The following is a 17,711-nucleotide window of genomic DNA, read 5'->3' as shown; positions in this document are numbered from 1 at the left end:
TGAATGAATTTCCAGCATTATGCAATTATATGCTCAGACCCGAGTATGAAATGGACAATAATGCCATTGAGAGGATTAACAGATATATAAGCCTGAGCAGAAGGAACTCACTATTTTGCGGAAGTCATCAGGGAGCAAAAAGAGCAGTACTGATATATTCACTGGCATGTTCATGCAGGCTAAATGGAATTAATACATTTGAATACTTCAAAGACATATTAAACAAATTTGTAATGGTAAATCCCAATACAAATAAAAAATATCTCAGAGGACTATTACCGGATAAATGGAAGAAGTAACGGCATCGCGGAGACGCTTACGCCGTCACTCCGAATCGCAGCTTTGCCGTCACCAGTATCATTCGGTCACTAAAGTACCAGCAAATGCTTTCTGTATTTTATAATTTTACAACCTTATAAAGCCTTCCCCTGTTCGTATGTTTCGAGGGTATCCCTGCTTTTTGCAGTAGCCTTCCAAAGTAATTGACCTTATTGGAAGATAAAGGAATAGTCGATTTCTTCTGCAAATAATTCAATATATCCATTAAATACAGGTATTCTCCTTCCTCATGATCCTCAGCACCTCTAAAGTAACGATAGAACAACTGCACCATTGGCGGAGTCTGCTCAAACTCCTGATTACTTTCCGTCATAACGGCTTCATCTTCATCATCAAACCAGTAACGTTCTCCATGATAAATCTCATACATAGCCTGTGCATACAACTGTCCGTAGTCAATAGGGCGGGTCGTATCAATAGTATCAGTTACTTCTATACAGATAAAACGGCGGCTGCCGGAAGGATCAGTCAGCAAATCCTTCTGATTGCTGGTTCCTATAAACGAAGCATAACGCCGAAGTTCCTGTATGGAATTACCATAAGGCTTACGAAGATTCACCACAGGTTTCTGAAGAATATGTTTGAGAAATCCCTGTTGAGTCAGAGTCACCTGATCAAATTCATCAATATTGATTAGTGCAAAACGGTTCAGATACATTTCCGCATCCCGTTTACGGCCGAAATCGATGCTATCTGTATAGTATCCGCGAAGTTCCGGTGGCATCAGATCCCGACAAAAAGTTGATTTACGGGTACCCTGCGCACCGACCAATAACGGAGATGTGCTGTTCGCATGCTGTTTATCATACCCACGCCAATGAGCTACCATATTGAGAAACCACCGATGAAAAAGCATCATCCAATGTTTATTTTCACAGGGAACTCTGTCTGCCAGTTCTCCAATCCGGTCTTTTCCATCCCAGTTGGGCAAATGAAAAAGAAACTCTTCCAACGGATTATAGACAGATATACGATTGGAATGCAGATACCGATCGATATCCCGATCCCACACAGAAATCCCCTCGCTCTGGGCATCCAGCAAAATACTGTTCTGTATTCTCTTATCTACAGGACGAAAACGGAAAAAGAATGAGCAACGATCCCGGTATTCTACCTCTCCCACCTGTGTGTTATATCGGAATTCATACCGGCGATTCATAAATTCCTCCGTTTGCAAATTAAGATGCTGCTCCTTGGTCAACAAGTCTTTCTTACCGAATCCCTTGCACTCTTTATACACATTGCCTATCATTTCTCTGACCAGCAGCGATTGTTGTTGCCTGTAATAGCGATGAATGGTCCGTCGCACTACTTCTTCCTCCGGAATGCCGGAATGAAAACAATTCTCTGCCAGTCTCACTACTAACGGCTGCAATTCATCATCCCGCTTCCAGCCATCTTCCATTTCTTCAAATGTTTTCCTCAAAGCAGCCTCATATAGCACAGCCAACGCATCTTCCGTATCATAACCCGGTACGGCACGACTTAAAGGCGACTTCTCTGCAATCGTCTTCTCCCGATAACTGTTCTCGGCAGGCATTCCGAAAGGTTGGGAAAGATAGAAAGGTACTGCGTCTTCCCGATAAAACAATTCTGGATCATAGCTCAACCGTGAATACTGATCCAAAAGTGGTTCTTTCATCTGAATGTCAAAAGGAAGTTGGGGTTGATAACATTTCACCGCCAACCGGTACGCATGGGCATGAAATATTTCTGCCTCCTCTTGTGTTTGTGGTAATGTCCCATCCGGTCGGGTAAAATAAGTCCATATCTTGACGGTCTTTCCGCTCGATCCCATAAAAGCAAGTTTAGTTTGCGGAAGTTCCGCCGCTTTCTTCTTGACGATCTCTATTTCTGCTTTTCCAGCAAGGGGACCGACACTCAACTCGACAATGCCATTATAAGCCTTCATACGCTTCACTCCATTGACACGTCCGAATGCAACAGCTGGAATTATTTTAGGCAGTTTACCCGAAAGATGGCAAGATTCACCGGGTAAAACATAATGCAAAGCCTCACGAAATCCGGATACCGGACGCGCTTTAATCTCTACTTTTATTTTTTCTACAAACGATTCTAAATTCAATACACTAATTGCTTCTGCGCTTTCTGTTTCTCTTATCTGTGTTATCTTCATTTCTACCTTATTCTATTTTTATATTTATAAACGGTTACGAGTCTCAAAGATAGTCATTAAATATCAGGTAGAAAAGGATTTCAGCAGTATTATTCCAAAATAAAAATTCTACTATTAACTTTACATAATCTCTTTGACTTAATAGTAAGACATGGCTCCATTAAGTAGTTTTCAATACTAGATTTATGTATCTTTCTAGTAACAAAAATTCGTTCCACGTACGTGGTCCCATCGGTTCGTGTACGTGATCCCATGGGTTCACATACGTGGTCCGAATGCTTCACGTACATGGAACGAGAACATATACCATACAAAACATATTGGCCAAGCCTTGTCTGCATATTAAGATTACTAGCATTTGCTCTAATACGCGCAGTATAGTCTAGATATAAGCATTCAGTAAACTCTCTTAGTGGTAAGCATCCAACTATCAATAGGATATCTAAACTCTAGATAAAAAGAAAAGTGACGGCAAAATTTTGATTTATTCTGCCGTCACTTTGCCGTCACTGGTTGCCGTAACTCTTAGCTCATTGATTGATAACTGATTAATAGTTGAAGTGACGGATGATGACGAAAATTTAGTTTTAAAACTACAAGTATTAAATATTACCCTTTTACTACTTCTTTAATAAGTCTATTTACTATCCTTTTACACCCTTGTCCATCTCCATAAGGATTAACGGCTTTACTCATCTTTTCATATGCGATACTATCTACAAGAAGAGAAGATACCTCATTTACTATTTTATTATAATCAGTTCCAACAAGTTTCACAGTCCCCGCTTCCAATGCTTCAGGACGTTCTGTCGTCTCTCGCATAACTAAAACTGGTTTTCCTAACCCCGGAGCTTCTTCTTGTATGCCACCACTATCAGTAAGAACAATAGTAGACTTCTCCATTAAATAGACAAAACTCAAATATTCCAACGGTTCAATAAAGAACATATTTCCAAGACATGATAAATCTTCTCCAAAAACTTCATGAATCGGCTTACGTACATTAGGATTCAAATGCATAGGATAAATAAAGTCCACATTAGGATATTTATCTATCAAGGTTTTAATAGCCTTACATATGTTAATAAAACCATCACCAAAGTTCTCACGTCGATGTCCTGTTATCAACACCATTTTCCTACCATCTTCCAAGCGAGTCACATCATATCCTACCTCCTTTAACTTTTCTCTCAATGTTTCATCTAACTCCACTTCTCTTTTAATTTTTTCAACCACCACATATAAGGCATCTATCACCGTATTACCAGTCACAGTAATTCTATTATCTGCGATACCTTCATCAATCAAGTTTTGTCGGCTTAAAACCGTCGGAGAAAAATGAAAACCAGCAATACGTCCCGTCAATTGTCTATTCATTTCTTCTGGCCATGGACTATAGATATTACGTGTACGAAGCCCCGCTTCCACATGTGCTACTGGTATTTGCTGATAAAATGCAGCCAAAGCTGCCGCTGTTGAAGTAGTAGTATCGCCATGTACAAAAACAACATCGGGCTGTGCTTCCTTCAACACATCTCTCATTCCGGTTAACACACGGGCTGTAACATCATACAAATCTTGTCCCTGCTTCATTATATTAAGATCATAGTCCGGTATGATTTCAAATAAGCTTAGTACTTGATCTAACATTTCCCGATGTTGTCCGGTCACACATACGACTGTTTTAAAATACTCAGGATACTTTTGAAACTCTTTCACCAATGGCGCCATCTTTATTGCTTCTGGACGAGTTCCAAATACCAACATTACTTTTTTCATTTTCATATTTTATTCATCATTAACCAATAGGCAAATTTCACAAGGTAAATTTGTCGTTTTATTCTCTTAGGCTCCTTTATTAGCCTGTATGCAAATTCCAAATTGTGCTTTACCCACCATTTAGGTGCTCTTTCAACGCGACCGGTATATACATCAAAACTTCCTCCCAATCCCTGAAATATAGCATCGTGATGTTTCTGAATATCCTCCATCAGCAATTCTTGCTTAGGAGATCCCATAGCAACAAATACCACGTCAGGCTTTACTCTCACAATATCTTCAATCAACGCTTGTTTTTCCTCATCCGTTTTTAGGTAACCATTACGATATCCTAGTATATTTATTCCCTTATATTCTTCTTTTAATTTAGCAACAACATCTTCAATTACCTGCTTCTTAGCACCTATCAAGTAAAAACTCTTTTCTTCGCAATATTTACTAATAATCTTAATCCATAATTCACAACCTGGTATTTTACAAACATCTTTATATCCTTTCCGTTTCAAAGCCATCACTGCACCAGCACCGTCACAATAACCAATATTCCGATTAATAATATAACGAGTTTCCTTTGTAGCATTCAATATTTTCTCAGCATTAATAGCAATAAGAATACCTTTCCTCTCATTTACGTAATTTAATAACTGCGCTTCCGAACTAAAAGGGAAAATTTCCACCCCGTTTACAACAATCTTATGCATCTTAATTTATAACCTTTTAATAATAAATTTATATGTATTATTATCTACTATTCCTTTATCCCAAAAGTTTTAAGCCTTCAATCTTTGTAGGATCGTCAGCTACAGCGTAATTGAGATGTTTTTCGTTGTAACTCTCCCTGCACCTATCCCACACCATTGTCTATTCTTTCTAACTTTGATGGAATAATTACACAAGAACCGATCCAAACACCATCACCACTTTATATTTTAATTTTACTAGACGAGTCTTGCAATTTCATAGGAATATCAATTTTATCAAAATGAGACCCAAGGTATCAACATTTTTCTTCTTATTATAACATTATTAGCTAACCCAGAACTACATTTTGCATTTTAAAATTACATTCTAATCCCGAATTATTTCCGTCCTTTAATTCTCATTTTTAATGTTTAAATCTATAGTTACCTCTCGTATCTAGTAAATTATAATAATTAAAAAAGGATCTTATTTTACAGGATATTTTTCCAAAGAGTATTGTTGAAAAAGACAAATAGTAAACCATTACATAATATATGAGTAAACAAATTATATAAATAATATTTTTGATAAATAAAATCTTAATCAATCAACCTCAATAATTGAGCATACAACTCCCTTCCAACTATTTCTGAAGCATACCGTTGCGCTTTCCTTTTAGCAGCTTCAGTCATTTTTTGCTTTTCAGAACTAGATAAAGATAGATATAATTCAATTTTATTAGAAAGTTCTTCCGCATTTCCCGGAGTAAAAAAGAATCCATTTTCTTTATCTTTGATATAGTCTTTTAATCCACCGATATAACTACCGATCACAGGAACTTCACAAGCCATTGCTTCTAATCCAACTAATCCTAGACTTTCTTCCAAACATGTTGGAAAGATAAATAAATCTAAAGTACAATATATTTCAGGAAGAGAATGATAAGGTATTGGACCTATATATTTAATCAAATTATCAAGATATAAATCTCTTATTTTTTTCATCATTTCTTTTTCTAATGTACCACGACCAGCAATGATAGCAGTATACGAAACTCCCCTTTCTCGCAATATAGATAAAGCATCTATCAATGTATCCCACCCTTTTCCTTTATCTATCCGCGAAATATATCCTATTATAGGAATCTCATTTTTCACTTTCGGCCTCTCTTTATAAAATTCAACACCCACCCCGCCAGAAGAAGATACAAATATCTTATCCCCCTCTAGCTCAGGAAATTCGCATAACAATATCTCCTTAAAAAAAAAGGAAGGTGAAACAATCATCCTTGCATTCCGTAATACAGGACGTGCATATTGCTTCATCTTTCCTGCTATTTTCCCATGAGTCAATACGTCCCCTCCATGCACATTAAAGACTAAGGGAAGTTTTCGAAATAGTAAAGCTAAACGGATAGGGATAATAGGATAGGTAATTGTATGTACATAGACAATATCATGTTTCCGAAACAGTAAAGAAAAAAGTATACTAATATAAAATTTTACGTATTTAAACAGCTTCCTTCCATACTCCCCATCACGCCCTTTAATAACGATTATATTAGTTTTGCCCTCAGTGTTTAACACCTTCATTTGTTCCACAAAAGTTTGTACAAAAGTCCCATACACAGGATCCTTAACAGAAGGATACATATTAGAAATAACCAAAATTTTCATGCAAACTAATACAAACGCAGATTAAACAATAAAATAATAAAAGCCGAGAAAAACAAATATACAGTAGTAAGATATTTGTTTCTATATTCCATTCCAGCTATCATCAATATAAAAAAACATGGCATTATAACATATGAATACCTATATTCAATCATATGACCAGACACAATTAACAGTAAAACATTAAACAGAACGATACTTATTAAAGGATAAAATTGCGTTTTCTTATGCTTAATAAAAAAATATGAACCTAATAATACAAAGATTGAAAAAGAGAATTTCACTATGGAATAAACAAGCATAATCAAATCTTGAGGTGTTGCTACTTGAAAATATTTTGGTATTGGACTTAAAAATGCAAGCAAATACGAAACATACTTAAACAATATGCCATTAGACGAAAATGTTTCTTCGGTATTTAACAAAGCATAATATATCGCTGGGAAATAGTACACCAACAAACTCGTAAAATAAAGGCATAGAACAATTGAAACTATACAAATTACCCCAAAATAACGATTATAGAGATATGGAAACCAATAGTATCCAATGTATATAATTATAAAAAACAAAGATAAATAATAACGAAAAAACCAAGTGGAAGTTATTAACATCCATACTAGTATATGCCATCCAATATTCTTTCTCTCCTTACATTTATATATACTCCAAATAGTAGCCACAGATAAGAACAAAAATAAAGGTTCTTTAAGTCCAGATGCATTCAAATAGACAGATGCCGTATTTAATCCCCATAACAAAGTTATCCATTGAGATTTATATCTATCATACAATAGCATATTAGAAAGATCATACGTCATAATACAAACAATTGTTTGCATCACGCAATTAATAAATATCAACAATATTATCGAATTTTCCAAACTTCCTCCCAAAGTATATACACATTTCAAAAACAACGGATAACCATAATCAGACAAATCATAAAAATAACGTTCTATTACCCTAATAGATTCTATCCAATTCATATCCTTTATTTGAAACGCAATCTGGGAATATAAAACAGAATCGACCGCATTGAATCCAAAAGCACTACTAGTTTTAAATAAAAAGTACCAATGTAAAATATAAGAGAAGATGATTTGATAACTAAAGATAAGCAAAAACAGTTCTTTTACTTTCAACTTTAGCCCTAAATATAAAGAAGAAAAAAAAGAAAATATTGTAAATATCTGCCAACATACAAACTCCCCATTTATTGTATCAGTAACCAAAATTAACCCTATGTATAAAAGAAAGCTAATCAAGAAAGATAACAGAAGGTATTTACTATAATAACTATGTATTATCATTAGTTGGTGCTTATTTCGCAAGTTGAGTATATAATTCACTATAACTATTTATCATTTTATCTACTGTAAAACGTTTAGCGTTTATCCTGCCCTTTTCAATCAATGAATTTCGATAACTTACATTTTTAATTAGAAGCAAAAAACCTTTCCGAATATCATTTATATCATGAGGATCTACATAATATACGGCATCTCCTGCTATCTCAGGAATAGCCCCCATACGACTAGTCAATACTACCCTCCCAGTAACGTTAGCTTCTATTATAGGCATTCCAAATCCTTCATAAAAAGAAGGAAAACTAACAATGTCACATAGTTTATATAATTCAATTATTCTTTTGAAATCAACATCATATTCTGATACATAATTTATTTCATTTTCTTCCAGAAGTCTCTTTTGCTCCTTACTTAGCTTGCCTACAATATATAACACACACTCAATTCCTTGTAATGCTTCAATAACATGAGCTAAGTTTTTACGCATACCAGTACCTATCTGCAAAATTATCGGTTTTTGAGTATTAAAAGTATGTTGCGTATATTCTAATTTGGGATTATAACAATTATAAATTACCAAAGATCTGTTTTCTGAACCAGAATATAATTCTTTCAGTTCTTGCTTAGTATGTTCTGAAATGCAAGTTAATCTATCAGCAAAATACAAAGGGAATGCCATTAACAATTTCTTTCGTATCCATCTTTTTATTACTGATTGAGACATCAATCCTGTCCCAACATCATGCCAAGTTACAACTTTTTTATTTTTCAAAAATGGAATTACATAACAATCAGAAGGAGAGAAAAAGTGATTTATGTCTCCTTGATGTTTCCGTGCATAACATATATTTTTAACTATTTTACTAAAAGAGTTACCCGTCTCTGGAAATATGACTAACTCTAAATCAGGGATTTTAGAAATCAAAATATAAGCAAGTTCCTCTATGCTATTCTCCCCAGATATTTTTTTTCGTAGAAATAACACCTTTTTAACTGTCTTTTCCTTCATATTTATTAATTATTATTGACAATAGTAAATCCTGAAAAGAAACTGGAACGTACAATAGAATAGCTTTCCAAATCCATTCCTTACACGAAGTGGGAAAGTATCTTTTTTTCATATTTTCTTTCTCCGCTTTACAAGATTCTAGAAACTTCACCCTTTCAAGTTTAATCGGTTTTGACAGATAACAAAAACGAATTGCTTTAACATGAATTCTTGCTACATCATGCCTGATCTGCTTCAAATAAGATGAATCCTCAATTTGGAATTTGCCTATAACCAGTTCGAGTTTATTTGAAAATAAGTGATAAGCTAACTCAATCTGCTCATAAGGATGTATTCGATGAGTCAAAGATCCCTCCACTTGCCTATATTTATATTTAGCACCAGACAACAAGCGAATGCTTTTTACATTATATAAATATTGAAGATAAAATATATGATCTTCATGAAAGCGAAACGCTGTATTAAAAGTTATACAATTTTCCCGAATTACGTTTATATTATATAATTTAAGACATGGCCCCCCCGAATGCAACAATCTATGCTCAACAATTCCATTCTTAACATTTTCTCCCAATAAATATATTTCCGGATATATAATATGATTCAATCCTTTGTTTCCAGTACAATCTACATATTCCATTCCTTGCATCTCCAAACAATATTTATCAGGAACACCGTACTTAAAAAAGACTTTCAAATAATCCTTTTCAAGAATATCATCTGAATCAACAAAACACACCCACTCAGTAGAAACCTTCTCCAAAGCAAAATTTCGAGCAGTACTTGGTCCATTATTAGGAAGATGCCATACTGTTACACGTGAGTCTAGCAATGCAAATTTTTCACAAATATCTCTAGAGTTATCTGTACTTCCATCATTAACTAAAAACAAATAGAAATCAGAAAAAGATTGATCCAATATACTGGAAATGCATTGATCCAAATATTGTTCTGCATTATATACAGGAACAATCACAGATAATATTCTCTTTTCAATATCATTTCTCATAACCTCCAAAATAATGAACACATTTTATTTACCAATATCCATTTCGTCTTATAAAATATTTCTCGTTCCCTTCTTTTTAATATTTTCCAACCTATTACATTTATTTCCACACCTAGCCATAATAAAATATCAGCTACTTTCAAATCAAAACATCCCCTCGTTTTGATATAATATTTCATAAAACTTTCCAACATCATTCGTATTCTTGTTTCAGGCACTTTAAAACTTTGTCCCTCCAAATGAGCAATTCTTGATTGAAGCACGCTCTTTATTATATATCCATTTTTTTATTCTCCAAGATAATTCAGTTTATTCTGAATACATAAAAAAATCAGGATCAAATATTCCAACTTCATCTAATACTTTACGAGAAACCATCATACTAGCTCCCGAAACATTTCCTACAGCAATAGGATGAGAGGTATAGGTAAAAGAGGCTGATAAATAAATCTATTACTTATTCCCATCACAAGTACTGCTAACTCTTCTGAGAAAATTCCAGATCTAAAACGATGATAAAAATACACTAGCTTTTAGTTAATATTATACAGGTTCCTTCCGCAAGCCCCAACTTTAGGATGAGTATATAAATAATCAGATAATATTTTTACTGAATTGAGAAGTAAAAGTATATCAGAATTGAGAAGTAGAATATTTCTTCCCTTAATCTTCTTTATACCTTCGTTATTTACTCTACCCAAACCGACCCTTCCTTTTAATCCAACAATAAAAAATTACCATTTTTTTCTAACAATTGCTTTTTGGGGAGGGGGGGGGGAGATATCATTAGAAACATTACTAATAACAATTATTTCAATAGTAAGATCTTTTATTTTATGAAATAAAGAATCTATTGCATTTACTACCAAAGATGTGATGTCATAATTTACAATAATAATCGAAACATCAATATTTGTCATTCTCATCTATTTATACAATTCGTTACTATATTGCTTATTGTGATTTTTTACACTCGTAAAAAATTCAAGATACAATTAATATTTGTTTTAACAAAATTATACATTATTCTACGTTCCGAACTTGTTAATCCTAATAGATAAATACAAATCAAAACATATAATACAGCTAAAGACAAATATAAAGCCAAGCAGCCCAAAGAAAGTTCTTTAGGCAGAGAAAGCCAAGATAAGACTGGAAGTATGCATAGCAAAGGAGGTAATATCGGACAAATTATTTTCTTTAAATAACTAGTAAAAGGCATCTGAATACGAGGACAAACAATCCACACACGAATACATTGAGTAACTAATTCCACAAAAAAATATACTAACATCACATCATTTGGAGAAATATGATATACTTTCAACAAGACATAAGCAATAGGCACAACTGTTAACAAAAAAGTTCCTTCATAAATTTGAAATTTTCGAATATCGCCAGTAGCATGTATAGCACTAATTAATGCTACTTTTAAGGACTCCAACAAACCTATCATTAACATGATTCGCACAAATCCTACCGTATATCCAGGAACTACCCCAAGCCAAATTTTCAATATAGGATCTACACACAACATAATCGGGAAAGTTAGCACCAACATTAAAAAAAAACCATATTTTGATGATGCCACCACCAATGTATGCATATATGACAAATCAAAAGTAGCATAGGACTTTATAATTTGTGGTCTAACTGCCATCTGCATATTCTGCATAAATGTCATTACCGCCGCCTGCACTTGTACTGCAATACCACGAGCAGCATTGGCTACTGGACCAAAAAACAAATTCAAAAGAATATTGATTCCTTGCGTATATCCTACAACTGCTAGGTTTCCATTTACTGTCCAACCAGCATAAATTGAAATTTCTTTAACTAACTGTGGGCTCCAACCAAACAGAATCTTACTCTCTGAAAAATGGCTAGAACAATAACATCCATATAAAAATCGGATAAATATTTGCACGATCAGATATAACACAGCATAAGTGATCAATTTATCTTGTGAAATATATACCAAAAAATAAACAATGCCTAATTTTAAAGCTACCTCAATTACAGAAATATAAGCAAATGCACTCATTCGCTCGTGGGCTACAACTAATGAATTATAAGGTACACTTATTATAGACACAACTGCAGTCAGAATGGAACAATGATATACCCACAAGGCTGCTGTCAGACGTTCAGGAGGTATAACTAGTTTATGATAAACAAACCATAATCCTAGCGTCTCTCCCAATAGAATGATAACAACAGCAAGAATAAGATGTATAAAAACAACCGTAGAGAAGACTTTCCTTAATTCCTTCTTATCGTTTTTTCCTAACGAAAAAGTAATAAAGCGTGAACTGGCTCCCCCTAATGAAGAATTTAAAAATCCTAACATAGAAATCACACCACCCACAACATTATAAATACCAAAGTCCTCTACACCAAGAGTATTCAGAATGATGCGCGAAGTATATAACGTAACTGCCATAATAAGCAGCATACGCATATATAACATTAGGGTATTTTTTGCTATGCGCTTGTTTTTACCAACGGATGTATGCAATATCTATCTATTATTTGTATATCCCACAAAAATCAAGAATAACTTTATCCTTTCGATAAGGAAGACTCGTGAAAAGATCATGTGCAACCATAAACACAACAATATCAGCTTTATCATAAGCCTCCTCATAATCAGTCAACTTAAATACGTTATGTTCTTTCACATTAGGCTCAACTACAAATATAGTGGCATTATTACAATTTTGCATTACTTTTGTCGTGACATACTTTGCTGGCGACTCACGCAAATCATCAATATTAGGCTTAAATGCTAGTCCCATCATGGCAACAATAGGCTTACGATGATTCTTCAATTCATATTCAAGCATTGCGTTTTTTACTTTCTCAGCACACCAGAAAGATTTGTAATTATTGATTTCTCTTGCTTTTCCTATCAACTGAGATTCAGCAGGAAACTCGGCTGTTATAAAATAAGGATCAACTGCAATACAGTGACCACCTACTCCACACCCTGGCTGCAATATATTAACACGAGGATGTTTATTTGCCAAATTAATCAACTCCCACACATTTATATTCGCTTTATCACAAATCATTGATAATTCATTTGCAAAGGCAATCTGAACATCACGAGAAGAGTTTTCTGTAAGTTTACACATTTCCGCAGTTCGAGCATTAGTTTTATGTAACACACCTCTAACAAACTGAGAATAAAAATTAATAGCCTTCTCTGTTGACTCTGGATTTAATCCACCAATAACACGGTCATTATGTATCAATTCATATATTACATTTCCAGGTAATACACGCTCGGGACAATATGCTATATAAATTTGTCCTTCAAGTTCTGGGCGCTCTGCATAAATAATACTCGCCATTAACTCTGTGGTTCCAACTGGTGAAGTTGATTCTATCACATAAAGATCCCCTTCCTTTAAATACGGAATTACGGAACGCGTAGCTGCTTCAACATAAGAAATATCCGGTTCATGATTACCTTTAAAAGGTGTCGGCACTACCATAAAATAAGCATCACAAACTTCAGGTATAGTTGAAGCTCGAAACATACCAGACATAACTACTTCTTTCAATATTTCTTCCATACCTGGTTCAATTATATGAAGTTCTCCTGCATTAGTTTTTTCAACTACTTTTGGATTTATATCAACTCCTAGAATTTGAATACCATTTTTTGCGGCAATAATCGAAGTAGGAAGACCAATATAGCCTAACCCCATAAAACATGCTTTCATTACTAAATATGATTTTTAAAAGTTTTCCTTTAATCCTATATATGTCAATATTTAAATCAGCTTATTCATCTTTATTTTATCCCACCATAAATTCAAGCTAATCCATATCAAGATATCTGCTATCAACATGAGTGTATTATTCACATAGGGCATTAACAATATATTTAGTCCACTAAAAGTACAAGAAATCAATAATATAATTACCATCGATTTCCGTGGAGTGAATCCCATTGCCAAAAACTTATGATGAATATGATTTTTATCTGGCTCAAATGGATTTTTACCATTACGAAAACGAACTAATATAACACGGACCACATCAAATACAGGTACGATCAAAGTACTAAAAGCTATCACAAATGCACCTTCAGTATACGAAATAACATCTACATTATTCTGACTATATTTGATTGCTAAAAAACTCAAGATATACCCCAAAGTCAAACTCCCTGTATCACCCATGAATATTTTACGATCGCGCTCTGCGCTTCCAAAAACATTATAATAGAAAAATGGAACTAGGACCCCAAACGTACTAAAGGCAAACATACTATACAACCATAAGCCCTTACTAATATATAGGAAACCAAAAACCAATAATGCAACACTGCTCAATCCCGAAGCAAGACCATCAATACCGTCAATTAAATTAATTGCATTAGTAATAAATACTACCGTAAATATTGTAAAAGGTATACCAACATAGGATGGAAGAGCATAAATACCGAATAATCCATAAAGATCATTTATCCAAAGACCAGCAATAGGGAACAAACTTGCACATAAAATCTGAATAATAAATTTCTGGTGATAACGAACTCCGACTAAATCGTCAGCTATACCAGTCAGATATAAAAGAACCATCCCACAAACTAGAAGTGTACATTCAGGCAATGCATATATAGCCTGCAATATTGATATATTATACCCCATCAAAGCACGAAGTGCTAAAACGATACAACAAGAAAGCAATATTGTAGGAAAAAAAGCGACACCACCTAGTCGAGGAATGGCATGCTTATGTATTTTTCGTTCATTTGGTACATCAAATAATTTCTTATGTAATGAAATCATCAAAATACGAGGTATAATAAGTCGGGAAACACCTACAGAAATAACAAAAGATATAATAATAAATATTAAATTCATAATTGGTTAAGGTGAATATAACAAAGCATTATACAAAACTATTTTTATCTTATTCCTTTTAAACGATTCCATAAATCGTCACCTATAAATATCCAACTAATCGTGCCTACGATAGCCAAAAACATAAATAGTAATACATATATCTTTAATCCCATCCCTGAAGGATACTGTGGCACAACAGCAGGCTCTAACACTGCAAAAACAGGTTTTTCCTCTTGTACTTTTGCCCTAGCAACTTGTAGTTGACTAGCAACTTGACTATATACTTGATAAGCCAAATTCATATCATTTTGTAAACGTTCCTGTTCTGCTCTTACACTTTGAAGAATTATATCATCATGAGTGTCTATATATAGTGCATATTTTTTTTGTGCTACATAATACTCCTGTTGGCGCTCTTTACAAAGTTTTTCTAAATAGCTACAATCTTCCTTAGCTTTAGAAGTACGATAATTGATAATATATTCTTGCAATTTACACACTACAGAATCTGCAACAACAGCAGTTATTTTAGGATCTTGTAAAGTAACAGAGATATTGGTTATTGCAGTTTTTTGATCAACCAAAGCAGTTATACTCCTTTTAAGTGTAGCAATCTTTTCACTTTCTTCCTTTGTTAGTTCAATAGCACCTCTCTTTACTTTATTATCAATATCTATATTGTTGTCATCTTCAAACAATGACTTAATACTATTGATGATAATACCAGGTAACCCTATCACATAACTCCACCAAGGGGAAGTCTGTTTATCCAAATATGATGCTAAAGTTATATCTTTACTTTTATTCGAAGAAGAGACAGTTATATCTAATAACTCTAAAAGAAAAGGAGTAGAAGAGACTATATCAGAAGAAAGTGACGCATTTAGAGCATCAGAGCCATCTCCTGTTGTAGCTCCACTACCTAAAAAAGAAGCTGCAAGTCCAGCTAATCCATTAGTTCCCCTAGAACTCCCCATCTCTGGAGAAAGAGTCACTTTTACCGTATACTGTTTGGGGATACTCAATGCTACAATAACGCCAATAATCAGTCCTATCCCAGCAACTTTATATATTTTTTTACGAATTACTATAATTTTACACAAGATTTCCACTAAATCAATTTCATCTTTCGAAGAAGTATCTAAATCTGTAGATTGGTTCTTACTCACATGTTGTTCAGACATAATCTTATTTCTTTATCAGATTAGCAATAGAAGCAATCATCATTCCCAAAGAACTGAAGGAAGTAGCATAACCTAAAATATTAGCTATGTTCCCTTTCTTCTTAGCCTTACTAGGCACAATAATCTCACACCCCGGCTCAATCTGTTTCTTACCACTACCCTTAACCTTCGTCACCTGACCATTCATGTAAACAATGAACTTCTTACTCTTCCTTGCATTATCAGAACAGCCACCGGCCTGATTCAGATAATAATCCACATCCTTTCCCTTCATATAAGAAACCGTATTCGGAACCATGACAGCACCATTGATAGTTACAGTATTAGTATTCTTAGGTATAAAGACCACATCACCTTCACGTAAGACAAGGTCGGCACTACCCTTAGGATTAGTCAAAGCCTTCTCCAGATCAATACCTACCGTAAAGGTATCCTCAACACCAATACCCAAAGAGTCAATCATGGCTTCACCCAATTGCCTGCTCATCAGGCGAATCACATCACCCATACGTTTCTTCTCACCCGCACTTGCCACACGGGTCAGCTTTGCACCACGAAGATAGGCAAGACTCGTAGGACCACCCGCTTTATTCACCAGATCGGAAAGACGTTCCTCACGGTTGGTCATGGCATAATTTCCTCCGAAAAGGATTTCACCATCAATGACTACATTCTGTTGCGCCTGATAACCCGGACTGCGACGGACATAAACTTCGTCATAAGGCTGAAGGATAAAACCGGGCTGACCGTCGATGACAAAACCATCCTTTAAAGAGAAGGTATACATCTGACCGATAGTATCATTATCCGCGGTACTACGGGGATTCTTGATTCGTCTCGACACATCAATGCGGACAGTGGAGGCGGCTTCTTTCAAGCCACCGGCCTGAATGATCAGATCCTCAAGTGTCATGTTATCAGCATAGGGATAGGAATCCGGTTGGGCGACCTCACCGTGAACTGTGACATTGCCACGATCTTCCAGATCGTGAATGCTCGGAATGTAAAGGATGTCATTCTTCATCAGGGCGAGGTTCGGGGAAGTACCGTCCATGATAGACTTGATGTCTATCTGAACAACTTCACTGGTCAGATCCTCACGCTGGCGATAAAGGACGGCACGATTCAGGAAAGCGTCACCGGTCAGGCCCTGGGCTTCATGGACAAGTTCGCGGATCGTGTTCAGTTTACCGCTGAGCTGGTAAATACCGGGACGATAGACAGCGCCACGGATTTCCAGTTTGTTTGTGAAGCGGTTAAGGATGGCTTCGGCTGTTACAACGTCACCGTTACGCATTGTGTAGATGCTGTAGTCCATATCCTTGACCGTGTTGACCTCATATTCCTCACCATTCTGACGGACAACACGCAATGAACGGGTGTAGGCATCGGCTTCAAAGCCGCCGGCATATTTGATTAAAGTGGCAAGGTTCTCGTCTTTCTTCATTTCGAAACGCATAGGGCGTTTTACCTTGCCGCTGATCTTTACCAAGACATCGTAGGCGGGGACGATAACCACGTCACCTTCCTGAAGGCGGATGTCATCCTGTGTGTTGCCTTTCATGATAAATTCATAAACATCGATGGTGGCGATATTCTTTCCGTTGCGTACCAACTGAACATTTCGGAGGCTGCCGATATCACTCACGCCGCCTGCACGGTAAAGCGCGTGGAAGACGGTAGAGAAGGAAGAAAGGGCGTAGGTACCCGGCTGCACGACCTCTC

At 35.3% G+C, this 17,711-nt stretch carries 13 protein-coding genes; 1 reads left to right on the top strand and 12 read right to left on the bottom strand.

Translation table 11 applies throughout. The features are described from left to right. Positions 1-299: transposase (locus HMPREF9007_RS26410; protein ID WP_129593473.1), on the top strand; the 299-nt coding region annotated here is incomplete at its 5' end. 98 nt (positions 300-397) lie between these two features. Here the strand turns inward: HMPREF9007_RS26410 and HMPREF9007_RS08315 are convergent. The 12 genes from HMPREF9007_RS08315 to HMPREF9007_RS08370 form a co-directional block, all read right to left on the bottom strand. Continuing rightward, on the bottom strand, positions 398-2,476 hold the full coding sequence (locus tag HMPREF9007_RS08315) for a BT4734/BF3469 family protein (protein WP_008762432.1): 2,079 nt from the start codon (positions 2,474-2,476) through the stop codon (positions 398-400). Between the two features lie 609 nt (positions 2,477-3,085). Then, a complete protein-coding gene (gene wecB, locus HMPREF9007_RS08320) occupies positions 3,086-4,255 on the bottom strand; it encodes a UDP-N-acetylglucosamine 2-epimerase (non-hydrolyzing) (RefSeq protein ID WP_032850569.1) in 1,170 nt (389 codons plus the stop codon). A 2-nt stretch (positions 4,256-4,257) separates the two neighbouring features. After that, positions 4,258-4,956, bottom strand: a complete 699-nt coding sequence (locus HMPREF9007_RS08325; RefSeq protein ID WP_008762430.1) for a WecB/TagA/CpsF family glycosyltransferase — start codon at positions 4,954-4,956, stop codon at positions 4,258-4,260. Between the two features lie 579 nt (positions 4,957-5,535). Continuing rightward, on the bottom strand, positions 5,536-6,612 hold the full coding sequence (locus HMPREF9007_RS08330; RefSeq protein ID WP_008762429.1) for a glycosyltransferase family 4 protein: 1,077 nt from the start codon (positions 6,610-6,612) through the stop codon (positions 5,536-5,538). A 1,323-nt stretch (positions 6,613-7,935) separates the two neighbouring features. Continuing rightward, positions 7,936-8,931, bottom strand: a complete 996-nt coding sequence (locus HMPREF9007_RS08340) for a glycosyltransferase family 1 protein (RefSeq protein WP_032850546.1) — start codon at positions 8,929-8,931, stop codon at positions 7,936-7,938. Beyond that, positions 8,912-9,940 carry a glycosyltransferase family 2 protein gene (locus HMPREF9007_RS08345; RefSeq protein ID WP_032850544.1) on the bottom strand — a complete coding sequence of 343 codons (1,029 nt, stop codon included), beginning with the start codon at positions 9,938-9,940 and terminating at the stop codon, positions 8,912-8,914. The genes HMPREF9007_RS08340 and HMPREF9007_RS08345 overlap by 20 nt, the downstream gene beginning before the upstream one ends. 734 nt (positions 9,941-10,674) lie before the next feature. Beyond that, positions 10,675-10,860, bottom strand: coding sequence for a hypothetical protein (locus tag HMPREF9007_RS26400; protein ID WP_129593472.1), 186 nt, complete (start codon positions 10,858-10,860; stop codon positions 10,675-10,677). 47 nt (positions 10,861-10,907) lie between these two features. Beyond that, a complete protein-coding gene (locus HMPREF9007_RS08350) occupies positions 10,908-12,410 on the bottom strand; it encodes a lipopolysaccharide biosynthesis protein (RefSeq protein WP_117578863.1) in 1,503 nt (500 codons plus the stop codon). A 58-nt stretch (positions 12,411-12,468) separates the two neighbouring features. Beyond that, positions 12,469-13,671: a UDP-N-acetyl-D-mannosamine dehydrogenase gene (gene wecC, locus HMPREF9007_RS08355; protein WP_008762423.1), complete on the bottom strand. Its 1,203-nt coding sequence runs from the start codon at positions 13,669-13,671 to the stop codon at positions 12,469-12,471. Between the two features lie 51 nt (positions 13,672-13,722). Further along, the gene (locus tag HMPREF9007_RS08360) at positions 13,723-14,820 is read right to left on the bottom strand and encodes an MraY family glycosyltransferase (RefSeq protein ID WP_008762422.1); all 1,098 of its coding nucleotides are present in this window, start codon (positions 14,818-14,820) and stop codon (positions 13,723-13,725) included. Between the two features lie 44 nt (positions 14,821-14,864). Then, positions 14,865-15,986, bottom strand: a complete 1,122-nt coding sequence (locus HMPREF9007_RS08365; protein ID WP_008762421.1) for a Wzz/FepE/Etk N-terminal domain-containing protein — start codon at positions 15,984-15,986, stop codon at positions 14,865-14,867. Between the two features lie 4 nt (positions 15,987-15,990). Continuing rightward, on the bottom strand, positions 15,991-17,711 hold a 1,721-nt coding region (locus tag HMPREF9007_RS08370; RefSeq protein WP_032850542.1), incomplete at its 5' end, for an SLBB domain-containing protein.

Source organism: Bacteroides sp. 1_1_14, assembly GCF_000162515.1.
In the GTDB taxonomy this organism is placed as follows: Bacteria; Bacteroidota; Bacteroidia; order Bacteroidales; family Bacteroidaceae; genus Bacteroides; species Bacteroides thetaiotaomicron.
Note: the sequence above shows the minus strand (reverse complement) of the source record. Positions and strands in the feature narration are given on the sequence as shown.